This window comes from Actinophytocola sp., from assembly GCF_045807065.1.
In the GTDB taxonomy this organism is placed as follows: domain Bacteria; phylum Actinomycetota; class Actinomycetes; order Mycobacteriales; family Pseudonocardiaceae; genus Actinophytocola.
Map to the genome: position 1 here is coordinate 1 of NZ_JBJMIE010000246.1, position 23512 is coordinate 23512.

A 23512-nucleotide genomic window follows, 5' to 3' on the forward strand; every position below is an offset into this window, starting at 1 on the left:
ACGCGTTCAGCTCGTTCACCGGCAACCCCAACACGCTGCCGGTGGACCAGCACGAGACGGTGGCGATGATCGCGCCGCGCGGGCTGTTCATCATGGAGAACCCGCACATCGACTGGCTGGCCGCGCGCTCGGGCAGTGTCGCCGCGCTCGGCGGGGCCGAGGTCTACAAGGCACTCGGCGCCGGCGCCAACATCTCCTACTGGTCCGACGTCCAGGACGGCACCCACTGCGCCACCCGGTCGGAATGGCGGACGCCGCTGCAGCAGAACATCCAGAAGTTCCTGCTGCGGACCGGCAACACGGCCGGCGTCTTCCGGATCTCCGGTAGCAAGTCCGGCAACCTGGCCGACTGGCGCGACTGGACGACCCCGACCCTGACCTCCGGCGCCCCGGCCGACCCGCCACCGGCCGACCCGCCGCCGGTCACGGGTGGCTGCACGGTGACGGCGTCGGTCAACCAGTGGACGGGTGGTTTCGTCACCACGGTGCGGGTGACCGCCGGCGCCGCGGCGGTCACCGGCTGGACGGTGACCGCCGCCCTGCCGCCGGACACCACCATCACCAGCGGCTGGAACGCCAACCGCAGCGCCGACACCGGCACGGTCCAGTTCACCAACGTCGGCTTCAACGGCGCCGTCGCCCCGGGGCAGTCGGTCGAGTTCGGCTACCAGGGCACCGGAACCGGCTCGGGCGCGACCCAGACCTGCTCCGTCGCCTAGCCCGACCACCCGAAGGACGCCTTCGTCAAGTTCGCTCTTGGGCACATCGACTTCCGCTGGCCGGGGCGTTTGATGTTAGTTCTAACTGTCGAAGCGGGCCGAACCAGACATGTCGGTCCCTGGCCGCTTCGGCCTCGACAACAGGGCCTCCCAGGATGAGGCAGTCGACCCAGGCGAACCCAACGCATAAGCGTTTGGGTCACCTGAGACCAGTCGCTCGCGGCGCGTGTGGTGGTCCGCTACGCACTGCGAATGGTCGTCGGCGCAGCCGGTGGTTCACGGCGGGCCAGTGGTGTGGGCGCGAAGGCGTCGGCCGGTAGGGCAGTTGCTTCTTTGGCGGTGAGGACGTCGAGTTCCTTGCGGGTCTCGAAGGGCAGGTGATCGAGCGCGATGCGTCGGGCTATCCAGTCCATGATGCTGGAGGCTTCGCGGATCTCGGGGTCGTCGGTCATGCCCAGTGGTTCGAACCGCATGTCTTTGAGCTTGGACACGATCACCTCGGCGGGCACGCCGTACTGCAGGGCGAGCGACAGCATGATGGAGAACGCGTCCATCAGGCCGCCCGAGGTCGAGCCCTCCTTGCCCCACTTGGCGAACACTTCGCCGGGTCGGCCGTCTGCGAACTGGTTGGTGGTCATGAACACCGAGGCGCCGTTGACCTCAACCGAGTGGGTGACGCCGTGGCGACGTCGTGGCAGCCGTTCGCGGGTAGGTGGGTGGTTCATCGGGCCCGTCCTCCATGCACAACTGGTGGTGTCTTATATGCTTGTAACTACTAGATGTGGGGGTGAAAGGTAGCGCAAGGCACCGACAGTTCAGGTCGCGCCACGCCGGTCCGATCGGGCTAGTACCGCCGGTTGGCCATGGTTTGGTCGAGGTCGGGCACGACACGGCGGGCGCGGTTCAGGGCGTAGTCGATGATCTTCTCGCGGCGGCTACCGCGCATCGCGAACGCGGCGTCATGGAGGCGCTGAACGGTCCGCACGATCGTGCCGGTGTCCACGGCCATGTTCGCCCGCAGCGTGTACCAGCCATCGTCGCTGTCGCGGCCGAACAGTTCGCCGGGCAACATGGCCACTCCGGTCTGCCGGTCGTCGCCACCGTAGTAGAGCAGGACCGCGAGCGCGTCGACGCTGCTCTGGACTCGGTCACCGAACAGGCTCCGATCGATGCGTATGGGCAGGTACCAGCCGCCTTCGGGCAGGTCGAGGTGGTAGGTCGCTCGGCCCAGCGTGGTGTTCAGGGTGTTGATCTCGCTGGCGAAATAATGGAGCTGTTCGCGGTTCCAGTCGTTCCACCGGTTCACCCAACTTGGTGGGGTGAGGCAGATCGCGGCGGCGCTGATCAGCTCGTTGGACTGGGGCACCCGGCCGTGGGAGAACACGGTCCGGTAGTGCGCCAGGGCCTTGCGGATGGCTGGGTTCCTTGTGGTGGCGAAGGCGACTCGGCCGGTGGGCAGGGTGAACGTCTTGGATGGGGTGACGACCGAGATGCACCACGGGGCGAGGTCTGGGACCGCGCCGATGGGCAGGGCGTCGATACCGTCATGAAGGTAGGAGCCCACGTAGACGTCGTCGCCGACGACATAGGCGGGATTGTCGGGGTGCTCCAGGTTGTGATCGACGATCGCGGCGGCGATGTCGTGGGCGCGGTCGCGGCTCAGCACCCGACCGTCCAGGTTGTTGACCAGGGGTACATAGATCAGCCGCCCCGGTGTACGCGCCATGTCGGTCAGCCAGTCGGCGACGGTCTTGCCGGTCAGCTCGTTCTCGACGTGAATGGTTCCGCCGAAGACCGGCGGCAGGAGCCGTAGCGACTGGTAGTAGCCGCTGGGAGCGAGGATCACGCCGCCGCTGTGGTGCAGTTCCTCGAACCTCCGATGGCACATGATCGCCGCGCAACAAGCGAGAAACACTCCCTTCGCTCCACCGGAGAAGGTCATCACGTCGTCGAGGTCGGACGGGATGCCGAGCTGGCGGAAGTGGGCACACGCGAACGCTCGCGCTTCGTCGTCGAAGCCGGACGACCCGCCCCGATACGCGCCGAGCTGATGCTCGCGGTCCGCAACGTAGTTCAGATAGTCGTCATGCCTCTCGCCATCCTGGCGCTGGTTCTCGGCGAGGAGTCTGAACGCTTCGACCGTCGAGACTCGCGGTTCGTGGGCTCGGTCGAACTCGGCAAGATCATCGAGAGTGTGCCTGGTGGCTGCCGGTCGACTCTTCTCGCAGGCATATCCCAACAACCCGCGGCGACGGTCGAAGAACCAGGAGCCGAAGTCCGTCACGATCTCGTGCGGGTTGGGGGAGCCGTGGGAACCCTTGTACAGCTTCTCCACCCGGTACGCCGTCTTCGCGTCGTCAATCAACGCGTATACGGCGGTGTAGAGGTCATCGAAGCAGTCTTGTAGCAACGAGCCTGCTCCTCTCATGACGTGCCGACGAATTGACCGGTGGACATAGCGGTCGGAGGGCCGAAGCGGGAAGCGCCTCGATACACCATCATGGGCCTAGTCAACTGGCAGTACGCCGCGGCCGGAGGAACCCCGCGAGGGGCCATTCCACGGGGGTGACCAGACGAGGTGGCCAGAATGCTTGGGAAGGGTGACCAGACCATAGGGCCGACGCTGCGTGCTCTACGGGAGGAAGCAGGCAGGTCGCAGTCCGAGCAAGCGGATATGCTGTCCGGCCTCGCTGGGCGAGCCGTCACCCGCAACGAGGTATCACGCTGGGAGGCCGAACGTCGCCTGCTCACGCCGTTCTGGCAGGGTCACTTTGCCACGTCGTTCGGTGTCCCGGTGGACGTGCTCCGGGGAGCAGTCGGGGCTACGAAGGCGAAGCGGCGACGCGACCAACAGCAAGAGGAGGGCGATTCGGTGCGGCGGCGGCAATTTCTCGGCACCCTCGCTGGCCTCGCGGTGCCGGCCGTTGGGCTTGTCGAACTACCGCGGCGCGGTCAACTCGGGTTGTCCGATATCGACTGTCTGTACCGGCAAACTGCACGCTTACGTCGACTCGACGACGTCCTTGGTGGTGCCGATACCTATCACCTCTACGCCACCCAGGTCACCACGACAGAGAGCCTGTTCGCCAACGCCCGATACTCCCAGGAGGGCGGTCGGAGGCTGCGCTCGCTGCTCGGTGAGCAACACCAGTTGGCCGGCTGGGCAGCATTCGACGCTGGGCTCCACGCACAAGCCCGGCAGCACTACATGGACAGCTTGACCGCCGCCCGAGAGGCCGACAACGCTGCGCTGGCCGGCAACGCGCTGGCGTTCGTGGCGTACCAGGAGACCGCCACCAACCGCAATGGAGCCGGTACAGCCCAAGCCTCACACGATGCCGCTCGCGATGTGGCCACCCCGCGGGTCGAGACGCTGCTTCTCGAACGAAAGGCATTTGCCCACGCCGCAGTCGGCGACGCCCAACAAGCTGACACCGCACTCGCGCAGGCGCGAGAGGCCCTCCAACGCGTCGACCACCGACCCGAGCCGGACTGGGTGTTCTGGGTCAATGAACAGGAGATCGACATCATGGCCGGCCGGTGTTGGACCGAGCTTCGTCAACCGCTGCGCGCCGTGCCCGTGCTCGAACAGGTCCTGGCCGGCTTCGATGACACCCATGGCCGCGACAAGGCGCTCTACCTCACCTGGCTGGCCAGCTCCTACCTCCAGGCCCGTGAGGTCGAGCAGGCTGCCGCCACCCTGATCCGTGCCCACGACCTGTCCATTGGTGTGGCCTCCGTACGGCCCGCTGGCCGCATCGCCAAAGTGGCCCGCCAACTCGCCCGGCACCGCGCCGTTCCCGAGGTCTCGCTCGCACTCGACCGGATCCGCCGCTAACCCTCGCCATCCACGCTCGTGGTCTTCTCCAGCCACGTGAGGTAGCCAGCCGACGCGGCCTCGATCTTCACCGCCGTCACCTCCGGGTTGTCCCAGGTGTGCTCGGCGACCAGGTGCGACTCAAGCTCCACGTAGCGGACGCTCGTGGTCTTGAAGATCGCAACCCACTCCTCGCCCTCGCCCTGTTCGCCGAGATGCCACCAGAACGACGTCACAGGGCCGTGGACCTGCGCGGTGGCCGCGAGTCTCGCTTGCACCGCCGATGCCGCCAGGCGAGCGGCGGTTGCGCGGTCGGGAGTCGCTGTTGTCACGATGTAGTGGTCAACCATCCAACCAAGCGTAGGCGACGCGTCGACTGTCGACTGTTGCCCGGCTCGATGGCCGTGCATAGGCCAAACACGAGTCCGCCGACGATGACACCCACGACAGTGGGTTACTTGCCCGGCCCGTCTCCCACGTGGCCATACGGGGAGCGCGCGATCTACGCCTGGCCCGCCGTTTCAGCAGTAGCGCCAACACGCTCATCCTCGGTGATGATCGCTTCCCACGTGCCCTTGCCGACCGGCGCCTCCGGCTCGGGCGTCCTTCAGCACGTCGGCCAGGTTCTGAGGGTCGCGTCCAGGACGTCGAGGATCCGGGTCCACGAGGCCTCCACGTCGCCCGAGTGGTCGAAGCCGCCGGTTCGTTCCAGGGTCACGTAGCCGTGGAAGGTGCTGTGCAGGAACCGGACCGCGTGGTTGTGTTCGGACTCGGGCAGGTCGTAGCCCCGCAGGATGGCTCTCGTCATGTCGGAGTGGCGGCGGGCCGCGCTCGCCGCCGCGGTCTGTGGGTCGAGGCGGAGTTGGGCGGCGGTGTAGCGGCCGGGGTGGCGCGTCGCGTAGTCGCGGTAGGCGGTCGCGAACGCCACCAGTGCCTGCTTGCCCGCGCGGCCGGCCAGTGCGTCGGCCGCGCGGTCGGCCAGCTCGGCCAGGGCCAGTACCGCCACCCGGACCCGCAGGTCCTGGGCGTTGCGGATGTGCGAGTACAGGCTCGCGTCCTTGACGCCGAACCTGCGGGCCAGTGCCGACACGGTCACCTGCTCGAAGCCGATCTCGTCGGCCAGGTCCGCCGCCGCCCTGGTCAGGCGTTCCGTGGACAACCCCACGCGGGCCATGTGCCTCCCTGGGAAGTATAAGTAGTTGCCTAGACATATTAGGCTACTGCCTATGAGGCCATTGACCGAACGCGACATCCGCTCTTCCTTCGTCAACTGCACCAAGGGCGAGGCGAAGCGGCTGGCCGTGCCCAGGGACCTGGCCGACCAGCCGTGGGACGACCTCGACTTCCTCGGCTGGCGGGACCCCGCCGCCCCGGACCGCGCCTACCTGGTGGCCGAGTCCGACGGGACACTGGTCGGCGTCGCGCTGCGGCGGGCGACACCGCCGGCGGGACAGGCACGGCGGACCATGTGCACGCTCTGCCTGACCACGCATGCCGGCGGCGGCGTGTCCCTCATGACCGCGCGCAAGGCCGGCCGCGGCGGCCAGCTCGGCAACTCCGTGGGCGCCTACCTGTGCACCGACCTCGCCTGCTCGCTCTACCTGCGCGGCAAGAAGGACGCGGGGTTCGGCGGCCGCATCCAGGAGTCCCTCGCCCTGCCGGAGAAGATCGAACGCACCACCGCGAACCTCGCGGCGTTCCTCGGCAAGGTCAGCGCAGGGTGATCGCCACCCGGTGCGGTCCGCTCAGCGTGGCCGGGATCGCGTGGTCGCGCTGGGCGACGCCGTCGACGGTGAACGAGGACACGGCACCCGAGCCGGTGACCGTCAGGTCCAGGGTGAGGTCGCGGTGGACCAGGCCGGACAGCCGCAGCCGCGAGAAGGTCGCGGGGACCACCGGGCGGAAGCGGATCGCGTCCACGCCGAACTCGAGGCCGAGGAGTCCGTGGTGGACCATCGCGAGGTAGCCGGCCGCGCTCCAGAGCTGCCGGGCGGACCCGTCCGGCCGGCCCGAGCCCGGGCGGTAGAACTCGTGGTAGGTCGGGGCCCGGCCGGCCAGGCCGGCGAGGCTGGCCAGCTCCGCCGCGAACACGTCCACCGCGCCGCGGCTCGCCGCCGCCCAGCCCCAGTAGCCCTGGACGAACGGCCACACCATCCCGTTGTGGTAGTAGTACTCGTCCCGCAGCAGCCACGGCCGCCACAGCGCGTACGGCGGCCACAGGCACGGCAGGCCGTGCGGGGTCGGCGTGAGCGCCCGGAAGATCGCCGCGGCCTGGTCGTCGTCGGCGACGCCCCACAGGACCGCGAGCGCGTTGCCGAGGCCCTCCCACCGGTCCGGGTCGTCCGAGTGGTACGCGTAGCGGCCGCGCTCGGGCGACCACAGCCGCTCGTTGATCGCCTCGCTGAGGACACGCGCCCGGACCTCGAACGGCGACGGGTCCTCGCCGAGCAGCGCCGCGGCCCTGCCCGCCAGCGTGTAGGCGCGGTGGTGCAGGACGTTGGTGCTCAACGCCGCCGTGGCACCCACCGCCCGGCCGCGGAACGCGAACCGCGGCCGGTAGGCGCTGTTGGACTCCATGAAGCTGGCGCAGCCGCGGAACAGCCGGCCGTCGAACACCTCGCGCTCGGCCCTCGCCAGGCTCGCGCGCGTCACCTCGTGACTCCAGCGCAGGAAGTCCAGGTCGCCCGTGGCCACGAAGGACGCCCACGCGCCGACCGCGCCGACCACGGCGTCGGTCAGCCGCGGCCAGCCGCCGAAGTGCGCGCACCGGTCCTGCGCCCACACCCCGTCCGCCGCCACCCCACGCAGTGTCGCGGCGGCCACCGCCGGGTGGAGCAGGCCGGCACCGAGGTCGATGGCGTACGCGGCGTCCCGCACCCACACCGTCGGCCACGACTCCCCGGCCACGAAGGCACCGCCGGACGCACCGCGAGACGCACCACCGGACGTACCGCCAGCACCGCCGGACACGCTGTCCGCAACGTCCCGCACGGCCTTCGCGTACGCCGCGTCGTAGACATCCAGGCCCGAGGAGAACGCGATCACTCATTCACCCAGCATCGCGGCCGCGTAGTCGTGCAGCGCGTCCCGGTCGGAGCGGCCCGTCTTCGTCACCAGGTTCGCGATGTGCTTCTCCACGGTCCGCGGCGAGATGTGCAGGCGGTTGGCGATCGCCTTGTTGCCGACGCGGTCCACCAGCAGCTGGAAGACCTCGTACTCGCGCGCGGTCACGCCCAGCGCGCGCAGTGCCGCCGGCACCCGGTCGGTGCCCGATCGGCGCTGCCACACCGCGGCACCGGTCTGGCGCAGCAGCGCGCGGCAGGCGCTGGCGACCGCGGGCACGTCGACCTGGTGGAAGTACTCCTCCGCCTGCCGCAGCCACGTCTCCGGCTCGCCCCAGCCGTCGACGATCGCGGCCTCGGCGACCAGCCGCAGCCCGAGGTGGCGGGTCATCGGGTAGAGGGCGGACACGGCGAGCGACTCGGCCACCGCCGCGGCGGCGTCGGCCTGCCGGCCGGCGCGCCCGGCCAGGACCGCGCGGGCCAGCAGCACGAACTGCCGGTTCCACCGCATCCCCGCCATCGCCTCCGCGCTGATCTCCGCGAAGCCGGCCGGGTCGAGCGAGCCGTCCAGCACGTCCACGAGCACCCGCAGCCCGTGCCGCCCGGACAGCGAGAAGATCGACGGCGCGTCCTCCTCGTTGCGCTGCAACCGTTCGAACGCCTCGCGGGACCGCTCGTGGTCCTCCTCCAGCAGCGCGCAGAACACCTCGCCCATGCCCAGCGCCAGCGCCTGCTCGGGTGCCTGCTCGCCGCCGCTTCCGTGGAACGCGGCCAGCGCCTCCTCCATCTCCCTGCGCCGGGCGCGGTGCGCGGCCAGCACCGCCCGCGTCATCTGCAGGTACATGGTCACGTACGACAGGCGCAGCCTGCGGGTGGCCGTCTCGCACGTGTCGATCGACGTGGCCGCCTGGTCGTACTGCCCGCACATCACCTCGTGCATGCACAGGCTCGCGTCGACCACGTAGGACTGGGTGATCGCGCCGACCCGCAGCGCCTCGTGGCGCACCCGGTCCAGCCCGCCGGGGTCGCCGTCGGAGAGCCAGTCGTTGCGGGCCTGCTCGTACACCCCGTACACGCGCCAGATCGGCAGCCGGTGCTCCTCGGCGAGCAGCCGGGACTGCTCGAAGCAGGCGCTCGACTCGACCAGGTCGCGGTCGCGGGCGATCGTGCCGATGAGCACCCACGCCTGGCAGGCGATCTCCGGCAGCGGCACCCGCTCGGCGGCGGCGATGGCCCGGCGCGCGAGCTTCTCCGCCTCCCGCTTGCGGTCCCGCCCCGGCAGCTCCACCGCGAGGTCGGCGGCGACGGCGTCGAGCGGCGCGATGTCCTCGTCGGCGGGGTTCTCGCCGAGCAGCGCCCTGGCCGCCGCGACCTGCGCCAGCCCTTCCTGCCGCTGGCCGGTGACCTTGGTGACGTACGCGAGCCGCACGTGCAGCGCGGCCCGGCGCGACGGCGGCAGGTTCGCGCCCTCCCACCGGTTCAGCCGCTCGGCCAGCTCGAACGCGCGCTCCGCGCGGCCCGCCTCGGCCAGCGCGTACAGCAGCGACTCCAGTACCTCGGCACGCAGGTTCGTGTCCGGGTGGTCGCTGAGCAGGTTCTCCGCCCGCTCCAGCAGGGTGATCGCCGACGTGGCCGCGCCGTCGGCCAGCGCGCGCCGGCCCGCCTCGGCGAACAGCCGGGCCGCGCCCGCGGTGTCGCCGGTGTGCATGCGCAGTGCCGCGACCAGCTGGCACCACTCGCCGGGCAGGCCGGGGTGCAGGGTCTCGACGGCGTCCGCCGCGCGCCGGGACAGGTCCGCGCGGTCGGTCGGGGTGATCATGGTCAGCAGGGCCTCGCCGGTGAGCGGGTGCTGGAAGGCGTACCAGTCGGGCGCGGGCTCGTCGGCGGTCACGAGCTGGGCGGCGACGCCGGCGTGCAGGTGGGAGAGCAGTGTCCGGTCGTCCATGTCGGCGACGTGCTGGACGACCGAGAGCGGGAAGCGGTGCCCGAGCACGGCCGCGGTCTGCAGCAGCATGCGGCCGCGCGGGCCTAATCGGTCGATGCGGTTGGCGATGCCGCGCACGAGCGTCGGCGGCACCTCGGTGCGCAGCTCGGCGACCTCGCGCCAGCCGTCCGGGCCGCCGACCAGCACGCCGCCGTCGACCATGCCGGCCAGCAGCTCCTCGGCCATGAACGGGTTGCCCGCGCTGTCCTGCCACAGCCTGCTCGCGACCCGCTCGGGCACCTGCGGCGGTTCGACCTCCAGGCACGAGGCCACGAGCTGGCGCACCTGGGGGAGGTCGAGCCTGCGCAACTCCAGCAGGGTGGCCGAGCCGCGCTGCGCCGCGGAGGTCGCGAGGTCGAGTGCGGCCGACGGCTCGCCGCGGATCGTGCCGACCAGCACGGTCGGCGTCGCGGCGAGGTTGTCGACCAGGTACTCGACGACCGCGAGGGTCTCGGCGTCCGCCTCGTGCAGGTCCTCCAGCACGAGCAGGCAGCCGCCGTCCTTGCCGAGGATCGCGGTGAGCCGCAGCACCGCCTCGGCGAGCACGACCAGCGAGCCGTCGTCCGGCGCCGACTCGCCCCGGCTCCAGTCCGGCACGATCCGGCCGAGCACGGGACGGTACGGGCCGAGCTCCTTGTCGTCGGGCGGGGTGCCGCCGCGGAACAGCGACAGCAGCGCCTCCGCGAGCGGGCGGAACGGCACGGTCGGCCCGATGGTGCTGCCGCGGCCGCGCAGGACCCGCGTGCCGCCCGCGAACGCCTGGCCCGCGGTCTCCCTGACCAGGCGAGACTTGCCGATCCCCGGCTCGCCGACGACGAAGACGGCGGTTCCGTCCGCCGTCTTCGCGTCGGCGATCGCGCGGTCCAGAACCCGCAGCTCCCGGTCGCGGCCGACCACGAGCGGAGCACGAGTCTGCATGTCCCTGACCCTACCGAGACGGGGTGGATGGTGGGTGAACGATCAGTCACCGACCGTACCAAGGGGATCGTTCGCGTGCCGATCCCCGGAAGCGGGTCAGCGCGTGGTGGTGCCGGTGCCGGTCTCCAGCGTGCCCAGCTGGGAGACGGCGGACAGCCCGACGACGAGTCCGGCGAGCACCATCGTCCTGGCCACCTGCCCGCGGCTCATCGGCAGGCGGACGTCACCGGCCGGGTGCACCCCGGTCGCGTTCCCGTCCGCACCGTCGCCCGTGCCGTCCTTCCACGCCCTGACCTGGTCTGTTCCCTCACGCATGCCAATCCTCGTCATCGTCGTCATGATCGTTGCCGTGATCGTCTTCGTGGTCGTCTTCGTGGTCGTTGCTGTCGTCGCCGCAGGTCCGGTGCGGTGGTGCCGCGGTCAGGGGCCGGTCGTGGTCCCGACCTGGAACGTGCCGGCCTCGGCCACCGCGGACAGCCCGATGACCATGCCGGCGAGCACCATGGCCCGCGCCACGTGGCCGCGGCTCATCGGCAGGCGGACGTCGCCGGCCGGGTGCTCCCCGGTGGCGCGCTCCGCACCCTCGGTTCCCTCGGCTTCCTTCCATGCCCTGATCTGATCCGCTCCGTCGCGCATTTCACTCCCAATCATTCGCGAAATGGTTTCTGCAACTATCCATGGCCCGACTGTAGATAGTTCCGCGGGCTGAAAACGTTAGCGTCTCTCCGGCGGAAATGTGCTTCCGACCGTGAGCACCGACGGCACCTCGCGCGGGAAGGCGAGGCGCAGCAACCCGTAGCCGATGCCGGCGAGACCGGTGAGCAGGCCGGGGGAGGGCACCCCGCCGGGGGTGCCGCAGCGCGGGCCGTACCGGTCCAGCGCGCCGAGCGTGCGCGCGGCGGCGCGGGCCACCGCCCCCTGCGCCTGCTCGTGGCCCTGCGCGGCGAGCACCACCAGGGCCTCGACAATACCCAGCTCACCATGGCAGAGACTGGCGTCGCGCAGCGGCGTGTGGTCGGCGAGCCGGGCTACCGCCGCCTCGACGCCCGGCACGGTCGCGAGCCGGTCGGACTCGGCCAGCAGCAGGCCCGCGAGGCCGGTGCACCAGCCGAGGTCCGGCACGTCGAGTCCCGGCTCCGCCGCGGCGGCGGGCCGCTCGCCGGTGGTGGCCGCGAACCGGCGCAGCGCGTGGGCGACACCGGCCGGGCCACTGGCGAACCCGGTCGGCGGAAATGGTTCGGCCGCCGGCTCGACCGTCGAATTCGCGTTCTCGGCGAGCCGTGCCGCGAATGTCTTCGCCGCCCGGTTCGCGGATTCTGTTCGCGTTTCGGAATGCACGGCGAGCATTGCGAGCAACCCGCCGGCCCGCCCGGTCGCGATGCCAGCCGGCCCGTCGTCGAGCGTGCGCAGCACCTCGACCGCCGTGGTGAGCCAGTCGCGCAGCTCCGGCGCGTCGAGCAACCGGGACAGCCGGGCCAGGGCGTAGCAGATGCCGCCGAGCCCGGCGAACGCGCCGGGCCCGACGACCTGTGCCAGGTCCGGCCGCGCGGCGAGCGCGTCGATCAGCCGGGGGAGCGGCGTGAGCGCCTTGCGGGCCAGGTCGCGGTACCTGCGAGAGCTGGTCAGCTCCCCGAGCTGCGCCAGGAACAGCGCGACACCCGTGTACCCGTCGCCGAGGCCGGCGCCGAGCGGCATGATCGACCAGTGCCGGCCGTCGACGCGTTCGAGGCCGAGCCAGTTGGCGCGCAGGTCGTCCTGCAGCGACCGGCCGACGAGCTGGTCGGCGATGCCGGCCGCGGCCGCGAGGAGCCGGGTCTGGTCCGGCACCGCGGTCGGCGTTGGACCGGGCACGGGCGGGCCGCCGCGGTGGTCGTCGGTCGCGCCCCTGGTCGCCATCGCGGCCGTGACCAGCCACTCCTGGTCGCCCCGGCCGACCTCGTCCATCGCGGTGATCTTGTCGATGACGGCGTCCAGCCCCGTGCGGGGCAGCAGATCGGGCAGCCGCTCGCCCGTGACGGTCCACAGGTCGCGCGAGCCGGGGCGGCCGTGGAACAGCGGCACGTCGCCGGCCCAGAGGTCGGTGGTCTCGTGCGGCACCAGCCGGCGCAGCGCGGTGCTGTGCGCGGAGTCGGCCCACAGCACGGCGAACAGCCGGTCGCGGTCGAGGCCGTCGCGCAGCAGGTCGGGGTGGGTGGCCTCGTCGAGCAGCGTCGCGTAGGCGCGGGTGGGGCGGACCACGACGCGGATCTCGTCGTCCCGGCAGCGGCGCAGGAGGTCGAGCAACTCGTCGCGGCCCGCGACGATCGCGTCGTAGCCGGCGCGGAACCCGGTGAGCAGCGCGGCGGAGTGGTCGGCCGGGTCCACGTCGCGCCCGGCGAAGCGCGGCCGGTTCGCCGCGGCCCTGACCCGGCCCGGGCGGCGGACCAGGCGCATCTCGTCGGTGCCGCTGGCGTCCCAGGCGATCGAGTCGAACGGGAACACCGCGCCCTCGTCGCCGCCGAGCCCCGACAGGTCGACCGCACCGTGCTCGCCGACCAGCAGGTGCGGCAGCAGCGCGGTGCGGGTGACCGAGGTCCGCAGCGCCTCCTGCGCCGGGTCCGGGCCGGTGGTCACGGCCAGGTCGATCACCGGGTGGAACAGGGTCTCGACGTCGACGAGCACCGGCTGGTCACCGGCGGCGATCAGGTTCTCGTAGTGGACGTCGGTGGCGTCGAGCGCGTACAGCAGCGCCAGCAGGGTGCCCTGCCTGCGGTAGAACCGGTCGACCTCGCCGACCGTCGCGCACGGCCGGTGCGCGATGAACTCGACCCAGCCGTAGCCGTCGCGGGGCAGGCTGGCCGCGGCGCGCAGGTCCAGACCGGGCACGCGGGTGTTGAGCCAGCCGACCACCTCGCGGAAGTGCCGCTGCAGGTCCTGCGACCGGGGCTTGTAGACGATCTTCCTGCCGTCGGCGAACGTCAGCACCGCGACCGCCCGCCCTCGGCCGTGCCGGTCACCCCGACCGAGGTCGAGGTGGCTGACAGGACCGGGATCCGTGCCGTCGAGGAGGGTGGCAACGATCGCGGCCCGGTCGGCGGCCAGCCGGTCGAGGAGTTCGGTGTGCGCGGCGATCGTGTGCTCGCAGGTCTGGGCGAGCAGCCGCGCGAGCACCGGGTACTCGGCGAACAGGGCGGCGAGCCCGGCCGCGGTGGCGGTGCGGCGGAGGAAGTCGGCGAAGCGGTCGCGGCCGGTGGCCCCGGTGAGCCGCCCGGAGACCCGCGCGACGTTCAGCTCCAGCACGAGCGTGCGCGCGGCCAGGTGCACCAGCCGGTCCGCGAGGTCCTCGGCGAAGGTGGCGCGGACGGCGTCGACGTCGACCAGGTCGCCGAGGCGGGCGGCGTGTTCCCGGAGCCGGGCGGCCACCCGGTCGGTGAAGGGGCGCAGCGGGCCGGCGAACGCGGCGAGCGTGGGGCTTGGCGTGCCGCCGCCAAGCCCCACTTCCGCCTCGACCGCGGCGCTCACCTCATCCGCCCAGGAAGGGCGGCCCACGCGACGTGAGAGTGCGGGCGCGGGCTCGGTGAGCAGCCGGGCGAGGTCCCCCTCGTCCAGGTCGGCGGCGTCGAGCCAGGCGGTGACGCCCGGACTCTCCCGCCATCGCTGCGGCGTGCGGGTGGCGTCGCCGCCCTCGAGGGGCGCGGGGAGCCGGTCGGCCATGGCGAGGCCACCGGTCCACCAGTGGGGCGGCAAGGTCACTCCGGTGACTGTGCCACGCCGGAGCGTGGGGGTCATGGGGGCGACGCCCCCAGATTCACACCGCGCGGGTGGTTGGAAAGTTGGGGGTGACGCGCCCATGCGGTTTCCGTCTGACGAAGCGATGCTTCGTTCGACCGGTTCTTGGCGGAGGAGGAGCGAATCGTGGCAGGTCTCGCCCTGGTGACGGACGACCGCGCGGTCCCGGTGCGCGTCGAGGCCGGCGACCCGCTGCTGCAGGCCGGTGTCGAGAACTGCCTGCACGGGTTCGCCGACCTGGCGGTCCTCGGCACCCCAGCACCCGGCTCGGTGGCACTGGTCGTCGCCGACCGCCTCGACGACGCCGCGCTCCACGCCGTCGCCACCGCCCGCCGCGCGGACCGCCCGGTACTGCTGGTGGCGACGGTCCTGGACGGGGCCGACGGGATGCGTGCCTTCCGGGCCGGCGTCGGCGGGGTGCTGCGCAGGAAGGACGCCTCCCCGGAGCGGCTCCGCGCCGCCCTGCTCGCGGTGGCCGGCGGCTACGGCACCGTTCCCCCGGACCTGCTGGACATCGCCCTGACCACCGCACTGGCCACCGCCCGGACCACTGCCCTGATCGCCCCTGCCGGCCCGGTCCTGGACGAGCGGGAGAAGGCCGTGCTGTCCCTGCTGGCGGACGGCCACGAGACGGCGGAGGTCGCGCGCCGCCTGGCGTACTCGGTCCGCACGGTCACCTCGGTGGTCCACGACATCACGAGCCGCCTGCGATTACGCAACCGCGCACACGCGGTGGCCTTCGCCCTCCGCGAGGGCCTCATCTGAGGAGAACGTGACAGAAGGACGCCTTCCTCGTCCCCTGCGTGAGGAAGGCGTCCTTGGTGTGTACGGGGTCAGACGAGGCCGGCGCGGACGGCGAACGCGGCGGCGTGTGTCCGGTTGCGCAGGTGGAGCCGGTTCATCAGATCGTGGATCGTGTTCTTCACCGTGTGTGGCGAGACGTTCATCTGACGAGCGATGTCCACGTTCGCGTACCCGTCTGCCACGAGCCGCAGCACCCGCACCTCACGCTCGGTCAGTGTCATGAGGACAACGCTAGATCGCGGGGGCCCGTGGGACAGTCGGCCCGCACCCCCATATTCGTGTCATGGCCGATCGGGCAACTGGGTGAGGCGCAGCCCCGGTCGGGCGACGGCGGCGGTCACGATCCGCACGAACCACTCCGCGAGCGACGCCGCCGAGGACGGGGTGAACAGCTCGGCCGCGTAGTGCAGCTCACCCTCGGCGCCGCGCACCGCCAGCCGCACGTCGAACGGGTCGCCGCACTGCCCGACGGCGTACGGGGAGACCGCGGTCCCGGGCAGCCGCACGCGGTCACCGGTCGGGGCCAGCGCCTGGAACGCCACCTGCGCCAGGGGGTTGCGCGACAGGTCGCGTGACGGTCCCACCGCGGTGACGACCTGGTCGAACGGCACCTCCTCGTGCCGGATGCCGTCCATGGCCGCCAGCCGGACCGTGGCGAGCAGGTCCTCGAACGCCGGGTCCTCGCCGAGCCGCACCCGCAGCGGCAGCGTGTTCACGAACAACCCGACGATGTCCTCGACCTCCACGATCGAGCGGTTCGCCGCGAACGTCCCCACCACGACGTCGTCCCGTCCGGTGGCCTTGGCCAGCAGCGCGGTGAACGCCGCCAGCAGCGTCATGAACGCCGTCGCCCCCGCCGCGCGCCCCACGACGTGCACCCCGGCCAGCACGTCGGCGGGCAGCCGGAACGGCACGACCCCGCGCGCGTCGAGGCGGGCGGGGCGGGTCTTGTCCGAGGGCAGCTCCAGCACGAGCGGCGCGCCGGCAAGCTCGCGGCGCCAGTGGTCCAGCTCGTCGGCGAGCAGGTCCCCGGACAGCCAGTTCCGTTGCCAGGCCGCGTAGTCGACGTACCGGACCGGCGGCGGCACCAGCGCGACCGGCCGTCCCTGCGCCCGCGCCGCGTAGGCGGCGCAGAGGTCCCGCCAGAACACCGCCATGGACTGCTCGTCGGACACGATGTGGTGGACGACCGCCAGCAGCACGTGGTCGTCCGCGTCTTCGCTGTCCGCCGGGCGCAGCAACGACGTCCGCAGCGGCGGCTCCTTGTCGAGCGCGAACGGCGTGCGCACGCGACGGTCGACCTCCGCCGCGAGGTCGGTCACCGCCACGACGTCGAGCACGGGCGCCGCGGGCCCGATCACCTGGTACGGCTCGCCCCGGTGCGCGCGGAACGTGGTCCGCAGCGACTCGTGCCGGGTCACGGTGTCGGTGAGCGCCTGCCGCAGCGCGTCGACGTCGAGCGGCCCGCGCAGTCGGTACGCCTCGTACATGTTGTAGGCCGGGCTGCCGGGGGCGAGCTGGTCCGCGAACCACAGCCGCTGCTGTGCGAACGACAACGCGAAGGTCTCCACGGCGGTGGTCACGACCCCAGCCTCGCGATGGGCGGCGGCGCGGGTCTGCGGGACGGCGCCGCGACCAGCTCCGCCATCCGCGCCACGGTCGCCGCGGCCAGCAGGTCGCCGGCCGACAGGTGCCCGCCGAACCGCTGCCGCACCCGGGCGCAGATCCGCGCCGCCGTGAGCGACTGCCCGCCCAGCTCGACGAACGGGTCGTGCACGCCGATCGGCGCGGTCTCGAGCACGCCCTCCCAGATCGCCACGAGCGTGCTCTCGGTGGCCGTGCGCGCCGGCACGTAGTCGGCGTCGAGCGCGGGGCGGCTGCCGTCCGGCGCGGGCAGGGCGGCGCGGTCGGTCTTGCCGCTCGGCGTGAGCGGCAGCGTGGACAGCGACAGGAACAGCGCCGGGATCATGTGCTCCGGCAGCGTCCGGCGCAGGTGGGCCCGCAGGTCCGACAGGTCGGGTCGACCGTCCGGCACGAGGTATGCGACGAGCCGCGGCTCGCCGTCGGCGGGCCGGTGCACGGTCACGACCCCGGCCCGCACGGCCGGGTGTGTGGTGAGCACGGCCTCGACCTCGCCGAGCTCGATGCGGTGGCCGCGGATCTTGACCTGGTGGTCGAGGCGGCCGAGGTAGTCGATGGTGCCGTCGGGGCGGAAGCGGGCGCGGTCGCCCGTCCGGTACAGCCGGTCGCCGTCGCCGAACGGGTCGGGCACGAACCGTTCCGCCGTCAGCGCGGGCCGCCCGAGGTAGCCGCGTGCGAGCTGGACGCCGGCCAGGCACAGCTCACCGTCCGCGACGGGGTGCAGGTCCCCGTCCACGACGTAGGCCCTGGTGTTGGTGATGGGCCGGCCGATGGTGACCGGCTCGCCGGGGTGGCACTGCACGGCGGTGACGTCGACGGAGGCCTCGGTGGGGCCGTAGAGGTTGTGCAGTTCGCAGCCGATTCGTCCGGCCACGCCGGTGACGAGGTCGGCGGTGAGTGCCTCGCCGGAGCAGATCATCCGCCGCAGGGACGGCAGCGCGCCGAACGGCTCGGCGAGGAAGGCCCGCAGCATCGACGGGACGAAGTGGACGGTCGTGATCTCCTCGGCGGCGATCACCTCGGCCAGGTAGGCGGGGTCGCGGTGGCCGCCCGGGCACGCCAGGACGAGCGTGGCGCCGGTCATCAGGGGCCAGAAGAACTCCCACACCGACACGTCGAACGACGACGGCGTCTTCTGCAGCACCCGGTCGGTGGCATCGAGTGCGTAGGTGTCCTGCATCCACCGCAGGCGGTTGACGATGCCGCGGTGCTCGATCACCACGCCCTTGGGGCGGCCGGTCGAGCCCGAGGTGTAGATGACGTAGGCGGGGTGCGCCGGCTGGACGTGGACCCCGGGGTCGTGGTCGGGACCGTCGAGGCCGGTGAAGGTCTCGGCGGTGACGGTCACGCCGGCGCGTGCGTCGGTGCGCAGGTAGGCGAGGCGTTCCGCGGGGTAGTCCGGGTCGAGCGGCAGGTACGCGCCGCCCGCCTTGTGGATGCCCAGCAGCGCGACCACCAGCTCGGCGCCGCGTTCGAGCTGGACGCCGACGACGGACTCGGGGCCGACACCGCGTGCGAGGAGGTGGTGGGCGAGGCGGTTCGCGCGCCGGTCCAGCTGCGCGTAGGTCAGCTCGGCGCCCGCGAACCGGACTGCCGGTGCCTCCGGGGTCCGCGCGACCTGCGCCGCGAACAGGGCGGGCAGTGACGTCATGGCCGGGCTCCCGCCGGCAGGAAGCCGGGCAGCTCGGTCCCGAGCCCCCGCCGGCGGGCCTCCCGGCGCACGAGGCCGGCGAGCGCCAGGTCCAGCATGCCGAGGCCGAACGGCGAGAACACCGTCAGCCGGTCCTCGGCACGGGTGAACCGTCGTCCCGAGCACAGCACGTCGCCGATGGCCGCGGCGATGAAGTCGCGGTGGCCGGCCTCCTGCTCGGCCAGGTGCAGTGACGTGGCCGCGCGGCACACGTGGTCCGCGTCGTCCACGACGTTGACCGATCCCAGCACCGTCGCCGGCGTGAGGTCGCGCAGGGACACGTGCAGCACCAGCGTGCCGGGTCGGAGGTACTCGCCCGGCAGGTGCGGCACGGTCGCGGTGGTCGCGATCGACACCAGGTGGTGCGCCGCGAGCGCGTCCTCCACCCGCTCCGCGACGGTGACCTTCAGGTGCGGCCACCGCTGCGACACACGCGCCGCGAACACCCGTGCCCGCTCGGCGTCCAGGTCGAACAGGGTCACCGTGTCCACATCGGACAGTGCGGCGAGCGTGAACCGGAGCACCTCGAAGTTGATGACACCGCACCCGAGGAGCGTCATGCCGGTGTCCGGTGTCGCGCCGGCCAGGGTGGCCGCGGCGACGGCGGCGCTCGCGGCCGTGCGGCGCGCGGAGATGATGGAGCCCTCGACGAGCGCCTCCGGCGCGCCGGTGCGCGTCGAGTTGAGGATGATCGCGGCGGACGCCCGGTCCCCGCCCTCGGCGATGTTGCCGGGGAACGACGCGATCCACTTGACGCCCGCCACCGGCTCCTCGCCCGCGAGGTACGCGGGCAGCGCGATGATCCGGTTGCGGTCGTCGCCGGGGAACCGCAGGAACACCGAGTGCGGAACCGCGGTCCCGCCCCGCGCGTGCTGCACGTACGCGCCGCGCACCGCGTCGAGCACGGCCGCCTCCCCGCCGTCGAGCACCTGCCGCACCTCGTCGGCGCCCAGGATCAGCATGCCGCCACTCCCACCATCGGTTCCGGCTCCTTCCACAGGTGGGCGACGTCGCCGAAGTGCCCGGCCACCCACTCGTCGTCGTAGATCGTGTCCAGGTACCGCTCGCCGCGGTCCGGGAAGATGAGCGCGCACGTGGCGCCCGCCGGGATCTGGTCGCGCATGCGGTCGAGCGCGGCGAGCACCGCGCCGGAGGAACCCCCGGCGAGGATGGCCTCGCGGATCGCCAGCCGCCGGCAGGCCACCACGCAGTCGAGGTCGTCGACGTGCACGACCGCGTCGGCGAGCCCGTCGCGGTGGAGTCGCGGCCGCACGGCTGCGCCATGCCCCGGCAACAGCCGGCGGCCGCTCGGTGGAGAGAAGATCGCGCTGCCCGCGGCGTCGACCGCGACCACCGTCACCGGCAGCCGGTGCGCGCGCACGTACTCCGCACAGCCCCGCAGCGTGCCGCACGAGCTCGTGGCGCAGAACAGGTAGTCGAGCCCGCCGGGCAGCGCCTCGACGATCTCCCTCATGGTGGTCCGGTGGGCGAGCGGGTTGAGCGGGTTGCCGTACTGGTCCGGGCAGTAGGCGTGCGGCAGCCGCTCCACCAGCTCCCGCACCCGCCGGATCCGTGCCGGCAGGTACTCGCCGGTGACCGGGTCGGTGGTCGTGACGACCTCGACCTCGGCGCCGAACGCCCGCATGATCGCGATGTTCTGCTCGTTGGTCCTCGGGTCGGCGACGCAGATGAAGCGGATGCCGTGGTAGGCGCACACCTGCGCGAGGCCGATGCCGAGGTTGCCGGAGCTGGACTCGACCACCACCGACCGCCCCGGCACGAGCCGCCCGTCGGCGATCCGGTCGCGCAGCATGGCGAGCGCGGAGCGGTCCTTGATGGACCCGCCCGGGTTGTGCGTCTCCAGCTTCGCGAAGGTCCTGATCGGGCTGTCCGGCGCCAGCTCGGTCAGCTCGACGAGCGGGGTGCCGCCGATGGTGCCGAGCACGCCGGCGTCAGTGTGCGACACGGTCGCCCCGCGTGGTCCTGGTGCCCGGCACCGGTTCGGCCGGGTCGCTGGTGAGCGCGATCTGCTGGTTGCCCCCGTCTACCATGACCACCTTGGGCACCAACGACTTCGCGTCCGCGTCGGGAACGCCCGTGTAGCTGATGATGATCACCAGGTCGCCGGGGGAGATGAGCCGGGCGGCGGCGCCGTTGATGCCGATGACCCCGCTGCCGCGCTCACCCGCGATCACGTACGTCTCGAGCCGGGCGCCGTTGTCGATGTCGACGATGTGGACCTGCTCGCCGGCCAGCAGGTCGGCGGCGTCCATCAAGTCCTCATCGATCGTCAGCGACCCCACGTAGTGCAGGTCGGCCTGCGTCACGGTCGCTCGGTGGATCTTGGACTTGAGCATCGTGCGGAACACGGTTGTGCCTCCTAGTTTGTCGCACTGCGCGGGAGAACGTGGCGGCCGCGGCCAGCACGACCATCCAGCCGGTGAGGACGAGCGCCGCGGTGTGGGGGCCGAGCGCGTCGAGTGCGTACCCGCCGGCGAGCGAGCCGAGCGGGACGGCGCCGAACGCGAGCATGCCGACCGCGCCGAGCACGCGCCCCTGCAGGTGGTCCGGCGTGATCTCCAGCTGGTAGCTGGCGACCGCAACGTTCCACAGTGGACCCACGAACCACATGCCGGCGTACGCGAGGCCGAGCACGAGGAAGTTGTCCGTGGTCACGATCACGACCATCAGCAGCGCCCACAGCCAGTTCGCGCCGATGACCGTGGTTCGCAGGGACAGCGTGCGCTGGCACCAGGACGCGGCCAGCGAGCCGAGCAGCCCGGCCCCACCCGCCACGCCGAACAGGACGCCGATCCCGGCCGCCGACGCGCCCTTCTCGCTGGCCATGACCACCACGACGAGGAACATGGCGCGGAACAGCAGGTTGCTGCCGGCGACCAGGAAGGTGGCCGTGCGCAGGAACGCGTTGCGCCACAGCCATTTCACACCGGCGAGGACGTGCGGCCGCTCGGTGGACCGCTGCGCCTGGAAGTCCGTGCGGATGAACAGGAGCGTGACGAGCGAGACCAGGTACGACAGCGCGTCGAGCACGAACGGCACGGCCCGCCCGAACCCGAACAGGATGCCGCCGAGCGGGGTGCCGAGCATGGTGGCGCCCCGCTCCCGGGCCTCGTTGCGGGCGAGCGCGGCCGAGATCTGGGTCGGGTGGACGACGTTGGGCACGGCCGCGCCGGCCGCCAGCTCGTGGCAGACCGACAGCGTGCCCTCGACGAACCCCACGAGGAGGATGTGCCAGAGGTGCAGGTGCCCGAACGAGAGCGCGGCCACGATGGACGCGAGCCCGGCGGCCCGGACCGCGTCGCAGACGATCATGACGCGCCGCCGGTCGCAGCGGTCGACCAGCATGCCCGCGGGCAGCTGGAAGAGCAGCATCGGCAGCAACGCGACGAACCCGGTGAGCCCGGCGTCGGCGGCCGACCCGGTGACGGCGAGCACGAGCAGCGGGTAGGCCACGGTGGACGCGGTGGACCCGAGGATCGAGACCGCGGAACCCGACCACAGCAGGAGGAAGTCGCGGTTCTCGCGCAGCGGCCGCACGGCCTCCCGAGCCGCGGTCACCGGGCACCTCGCCGGCGCTTGAGGGTGGGCATCGCCGAGCCCGCGGCCATCCTCGGGTAGCCGGGGAGGGCGGCGGCGAGGGCCGCGACCGTCGCGTGGTCGAACAGCGCTCGCACCGGCACGTCCACACCCTGCGTGGCGCGGAGGCGGACCGCCACGCGGGTGGCCAGCAGCGAGTGGCCGCCCACCTCGAAGAAGTTCTCGTGGATACCGATCGACGGGCGGTCGAGGACCTCGCGCCAGGCCGCCGCGACCGCGTGCTCCTCGGGAGTGCGTGGGGCGGTGCGCTCGGCGGTGTCCTGCCGCGGTGCCGGGAGCGCCTTGCGGTCGACCTTGCCCGTCGGGGTCAGGGGGAACTCGTCCAGTGCGACGAACGCCGCCGGCACCATGTAGTCCGGGAGCGTCCGCAGCAGCCGGTCGCGCAGCTCGTCCGCGGCCGGCGGGGTGCCGGTGGCGATCACGTAGGCGACCAGCTGGTCCTCGCGGGCGTGGACGACCGCCGCGCGGACGCCGCCGTGGGCCAGCAGGGCCGCCTCGATCTCGCCCGGCTCGATGCGGTGGCCGCGGATCTTCACCTGGTGGTCGGCACGTCCGAGGATCTCCACCGAGCCGTCCGGCCGCCGCCGTGCGAGGTCACCCGTGCGGTACAGCCGATCCCCGGCACCGTAGGGGTTCGGGACGAACGCGCGCGCGGTCAGGTCCGGGCGGCCGTGGTAGCCCCACGCGACGCCGGTGCCGCCGATGTACACCTCGCCGACGACGCCGACCGGCACGGGTTCCAGCCGTTCGTCGAGCAGGTGGACGGTCGAGTTGGCCTCGGCCGCCCAGTCGACCACGCGGCCCCGCGCGTCGAGCCGGGCCGTGGTCGCCCAGACCGTGGTCTCGGTCGGGCCGTACAGGTCCCACACGGTCGCGCCCGTGCTGGCGAGTCGCGTGGCCAGTGACGGCGCCAGCTTCTCGCCGCCGCACAGGACGGTGAGCTTCGCCGGCGGCGCCCAGCCCTCGTCGAGCAGCATCCGCAGCGTGACCGGGGTCGCCTGCAGCACGTCCGCGCCGTCGATGAGCGCGGCCATCCGGTGGGGGTCGCGGACCTGTTCGGCGTCGGCGAGGACGACGTGCGCGCCGACGGTCAGTGGCAGGAACAGCTCCAGCACCGACGGGTCGAACGACACGGTGGTCAGCCCGACCACGGCCTGCCCGGCCGCCAGGCCCGGGCGCCGTGCCACCGACGCGAGGAAGTTGGTGAGGCCGCGGTGGTGGATGAGCACCCCCTTCGGCGTGCCGGTCGAACCCGACGTGTAGATCACGTAGGCCAGGTCGTCGGGCGTGTGGGTCACCGGCACCGGGGTCGTCGGGCCGGTCGCGGCGGCCAGCAGGTCGGCGTCCACGGTGCGGGCGGCGGCGGTGTCGGCGAGCATGAACTCGATGCGGCCGGCCGGGTGCTCGGGGTCCAGCGGCACGTAGGCGGCACCGGCCCTGAGCACGGCGAGGAACGCGACCAGCAGGTCGGCGCCGCGGGCCAGCCGCACG

At 72.4% G+C, this 23512-nt stretch carries 21 protein-coding genes; 4 read left to right on the forward strand and 17 right to left on the reverse strand.

Annotated elements, in window-relative coordinates; translation table 11 throughout:
• Window positions 1–719, forward strand: a 719-nt coding sequence (locus ACJ73U_RS14300; RefSeq protein ID WP_407778090.1) for a cellulose binding domain-containing protein, incomplete at its 5' end; no start/stop codon positions are given.
• Window positions 720–958: 239 nt separating this feature from the next.
• Here the strand turns inward: ACJ73U_RS14300 and ACJ73U_RS14305 are convergent.
• Window positions 959–1357, reverse strand: coding sequence for a hypothetical protein (locus ACJ73U_RS14305; protein WP_407778091.1), 399 nt, complete (start codon window positions 1355–1357; stop codon window positions 959–961).
• A 206-nt stretch (window positions 1358–1563) separates the two neighbouring features.
• Entirely contained in the window at window positions 1564–3129 is a 1566-nt protein-coding gene (locus tag ACJ73U_RS14310; protein WP_407778092.1) for an aminotransferase class I/II-fold pyridoxal phosphate-dependent enzyme, read from the reverse strand.
• 264 nt (window positions 3130–3393) lie between these two features.
• Here ACJ73U_RS14310 and ACJ73U_RS14315 point away from each other — a divergent pair, with 264 nt between their 5' ends.
• Window positions 3394–4557 (forward strand): hypothetical protein, encoded by a 1164-nt coding sequence (locus ACJ73U_RS14315; protein WP_407778093.1) that lies wholly within the window; start codon window positions 3394–3396, stop codon window positions 4555–4557.
• Here ACJ73U_RS14315 and cutA read toward each other — a convergent pair.
• Both cutA and ACJ73U_RS14325 read right to left on the reverse strand, forming a co-directional pair.
• Complete coding sequence (gene cutA, locus ACJ73U_RS14320; RefSeq protein ID WP_407778094.1) at window positions 4554–4886, reverse strand: divalent-cation tolerance protein CutA; 333 nt, start codon at window positions 4884–4886, stop codon at window positions 4554–4556. The two genes, ACJ73U_RS14315 and cutA, sit on opposite strands and share 4 nt — an antisense overlap.
• 257 nt (window positions 4887–5143) lie before the next feature.
• On the reverse strand, window positions 5144–5710 hold the full coding sequence (locus tag ACJ73U_RS14325; protein WP_407778095.1) for a TetR/AcrR family transcriptional regulator: 567 nt from the start codon (window positions 5708–5710) through the stop codon (window positions 5144–5146).
• Window positions 5711–5762: 52 nt separating this feature from the next.
• Here ACJ73U_RS14325 and ACJ73U_RS14330 point away from each other — a divergent pair, with 52 nt between their 5' ends.
• On the forward strand, window positions 5763–6260 hold the full coding sequence (locus ACJ73U_RS14330; RefSeq protein ID WP_407778096.1) for an FBP domain-containing protein: 498 nt from the start codon (window positions 5763–5765) through the stop codon (window positions 6258–6260).
• On the opposite strand, the gene ACJ73U_RS14335 is transcribed toward ACJ73U_RS14330, so the two are convergent.
• The 5 genes from ACJ73U_RS14335 to ACJ73U_RS14355 form a co-directional block, all read right to left on the reverse strand.
• On the reverse strand, window positions 6247–7581 hold the full coding sequence (locus ACJ73U_RS14335) for an MGH1-like glycoside hydrolase domain-containing protein (RefSeq protein ID WP_407778097.1): 1335 nt from the start codon (window positions 7579–7581) through the stop codon (window positions 6247–6249). The two genes, ACJ73U_RS14330 and ACJ73U_RS14335, sit on opposite strands and share 14 nt — an antisense overlap.
• Window positions 7582–10500, reverse strand: coding sequence for a helix-turn-helix transcriptional regulator (locus ACJ73U_RS14340; RefSeq protein ID WP_407778098.1), 2919 nt, complete (start codon window positions 10498–10500; stop codon window positions 7582–7584).
• Between the two features lie 96 nt (window positions 10501–10596).
• A complete protein-coding gene (locus tag ACJ73U_RS14345; protein ID WP_407778099.1) occupies window positions 10597–10815 on the reverse strand; it encodes a hypothetical protein in 219 nt (72 codons plus the stop codon).
• A gap of 105 nt (window positions 10816–10920) precedes the next feature.
• Window positions 10921–11136, reverse strand: a complete 216-nt coding sequence (locus ACJ73U_RS14350) for a hypothetical protein (protein WP_407778100.1) — start codon at window positions 11134–11136, stop codon at window positions 10921–10923.
• 78 nt (window positions 11137–11214) lie between these two features.
• The gene (locus ACJ73U_RS14355; protein ID WP_407778101.1) at window positions 11215–14232 is read right to left on the reverse strand and encodes a type 2 lanthipeptide synthetase LanM family protein; all 3018 of its coding nucleotides are present in this window, start codon (window positions 14230–14232) and stop codon (window positions 11215–11217) included.
• 162 nt (window positions 14233–14394) lie between these two features.
• On the opposite strand from ACJ73U_RS14355, the gene ACJ73U_RS14360 reads away from it, so the two are divergent.
• Window positions 14395–15033 carry a response regulator transcription factor gene (locus tag ACJ73U_RS14360; protein ID WP_407778102.1) on the forward strand — a complete coding sequence of 213 codons (639 nt, stop codon included), beginning with the start codon at window positions 14395–14397 and terminating at the stop codon, window positions 15031–15033.
• Between the two features lie 68 nt (window positions 15034–15101).
• Here ACJ73U_RS14360 and ACJ73U_RS14365 read toward each other — a convergent pair whose 3' ends face one another.
• The 8 genes from ACJ73U_RS14365 to ACJ73U_RS14400 all read right to left on the reverse strand — a co-directional run.
• Window positions 15102–15293, reverse strand: a complete 192-nt coding sequence (locus ACJ73U_RS14365; protein WP_407778103.1) for a response regulator transcription factor — start codon at window positions 15291–15293, stop codon at window positions 15102–15104.
• Between the two features lie 60 nt (window positions 15294–15353).
• Window positions 15354–16655: a condensation domain-containing protein gene (locus ACJ73U_RS14370; protein ID WP_407778104.1), complete on the reverse strand. Its 1302-nt coding sequence runs from the start codon at window positions 16653–16655 to the stop codon at window positions 15354–15356.
• The gene (locus ACJ73U_RS14375) at window positions 16652–18364 is read right to left on the reverse strand and encodes an amino acid adenylation domain-containing protein (RefSeq protein ID WP_407778105.1); all 1713 of its coding nucleotides are present in this window, start codon (window positions 18362–18364) and stop codon (window positions 16652–16654) included. The genes ACJ73U_RS14370 and ACJ73U_RS14375 overlap by 4 nt, the downstream gene beginning before the upstream one ends.
• A complete protein-coding gene (gene sbnB / locus ACJ73U_RS14380) occupies window positions 18361–19365 on the reverse strand; it encodes a 2,3-diaminopropionate biosynthesis protein SbnB (protein ID WP_407778106.1) in 1005 nt (334 codons plus the stop codon). Before sbnB ends, ACJ73U_RS14375 begins: the two co-directional genes overlap by 4 nt.
• Window positions 19359–20369 (reverse strand): 2,3-diaminopropionate biosynthesis protein SbnA, encoded by a 1011-nt coding sequence (sbnA, locus tag ACJ73U_RS14385; RefSeq protein ID WP_407778107.1) that lies wholly within the window; start codon window positions 20367–20369, stop codon window positions 19359–19361. Before sbnA ends, sbnB begins: the two co-directional genes overlap by 7 nt.
• Complete coding sequence (gene panD, locus ACJ73U_RS14390; protein WP_407778108.1) at window positions 20356–20772, reverse strand: aspartate 1-decarboxylase; 417 nt, start codon at window positions 20770–20772, stop codon at window positions 20356–20358. Before panD ends, sbnA begins: the two co-directional genes overlap by 14 nt.
• Window positions 20684–21982 (reverse strand): MFS transporter, encoded by a 1299-nt coding sequence (locus tag ACJ73U_RS14395; protein ID WP_407778109.1) that lies wholly within the window; start codon window positions 21980–21982, stop codon window positions 20684–20686. The genes panD and ACJ73U_RS14395 overlap by 89 nt, the downstream gene beginning before the upstream one ends.
• The coding region (locus ACJ73U_RS14400; protein WP_407778110.1) for a non-ribosomal peptide synthetase at window positions 21979–23512 on the reverse strand (1534 nt) is incomplete at its 5' end. The genes ACJ73U_RS14395 and ACJ73U_RS14400, both read right to left, overlap by 4 nt.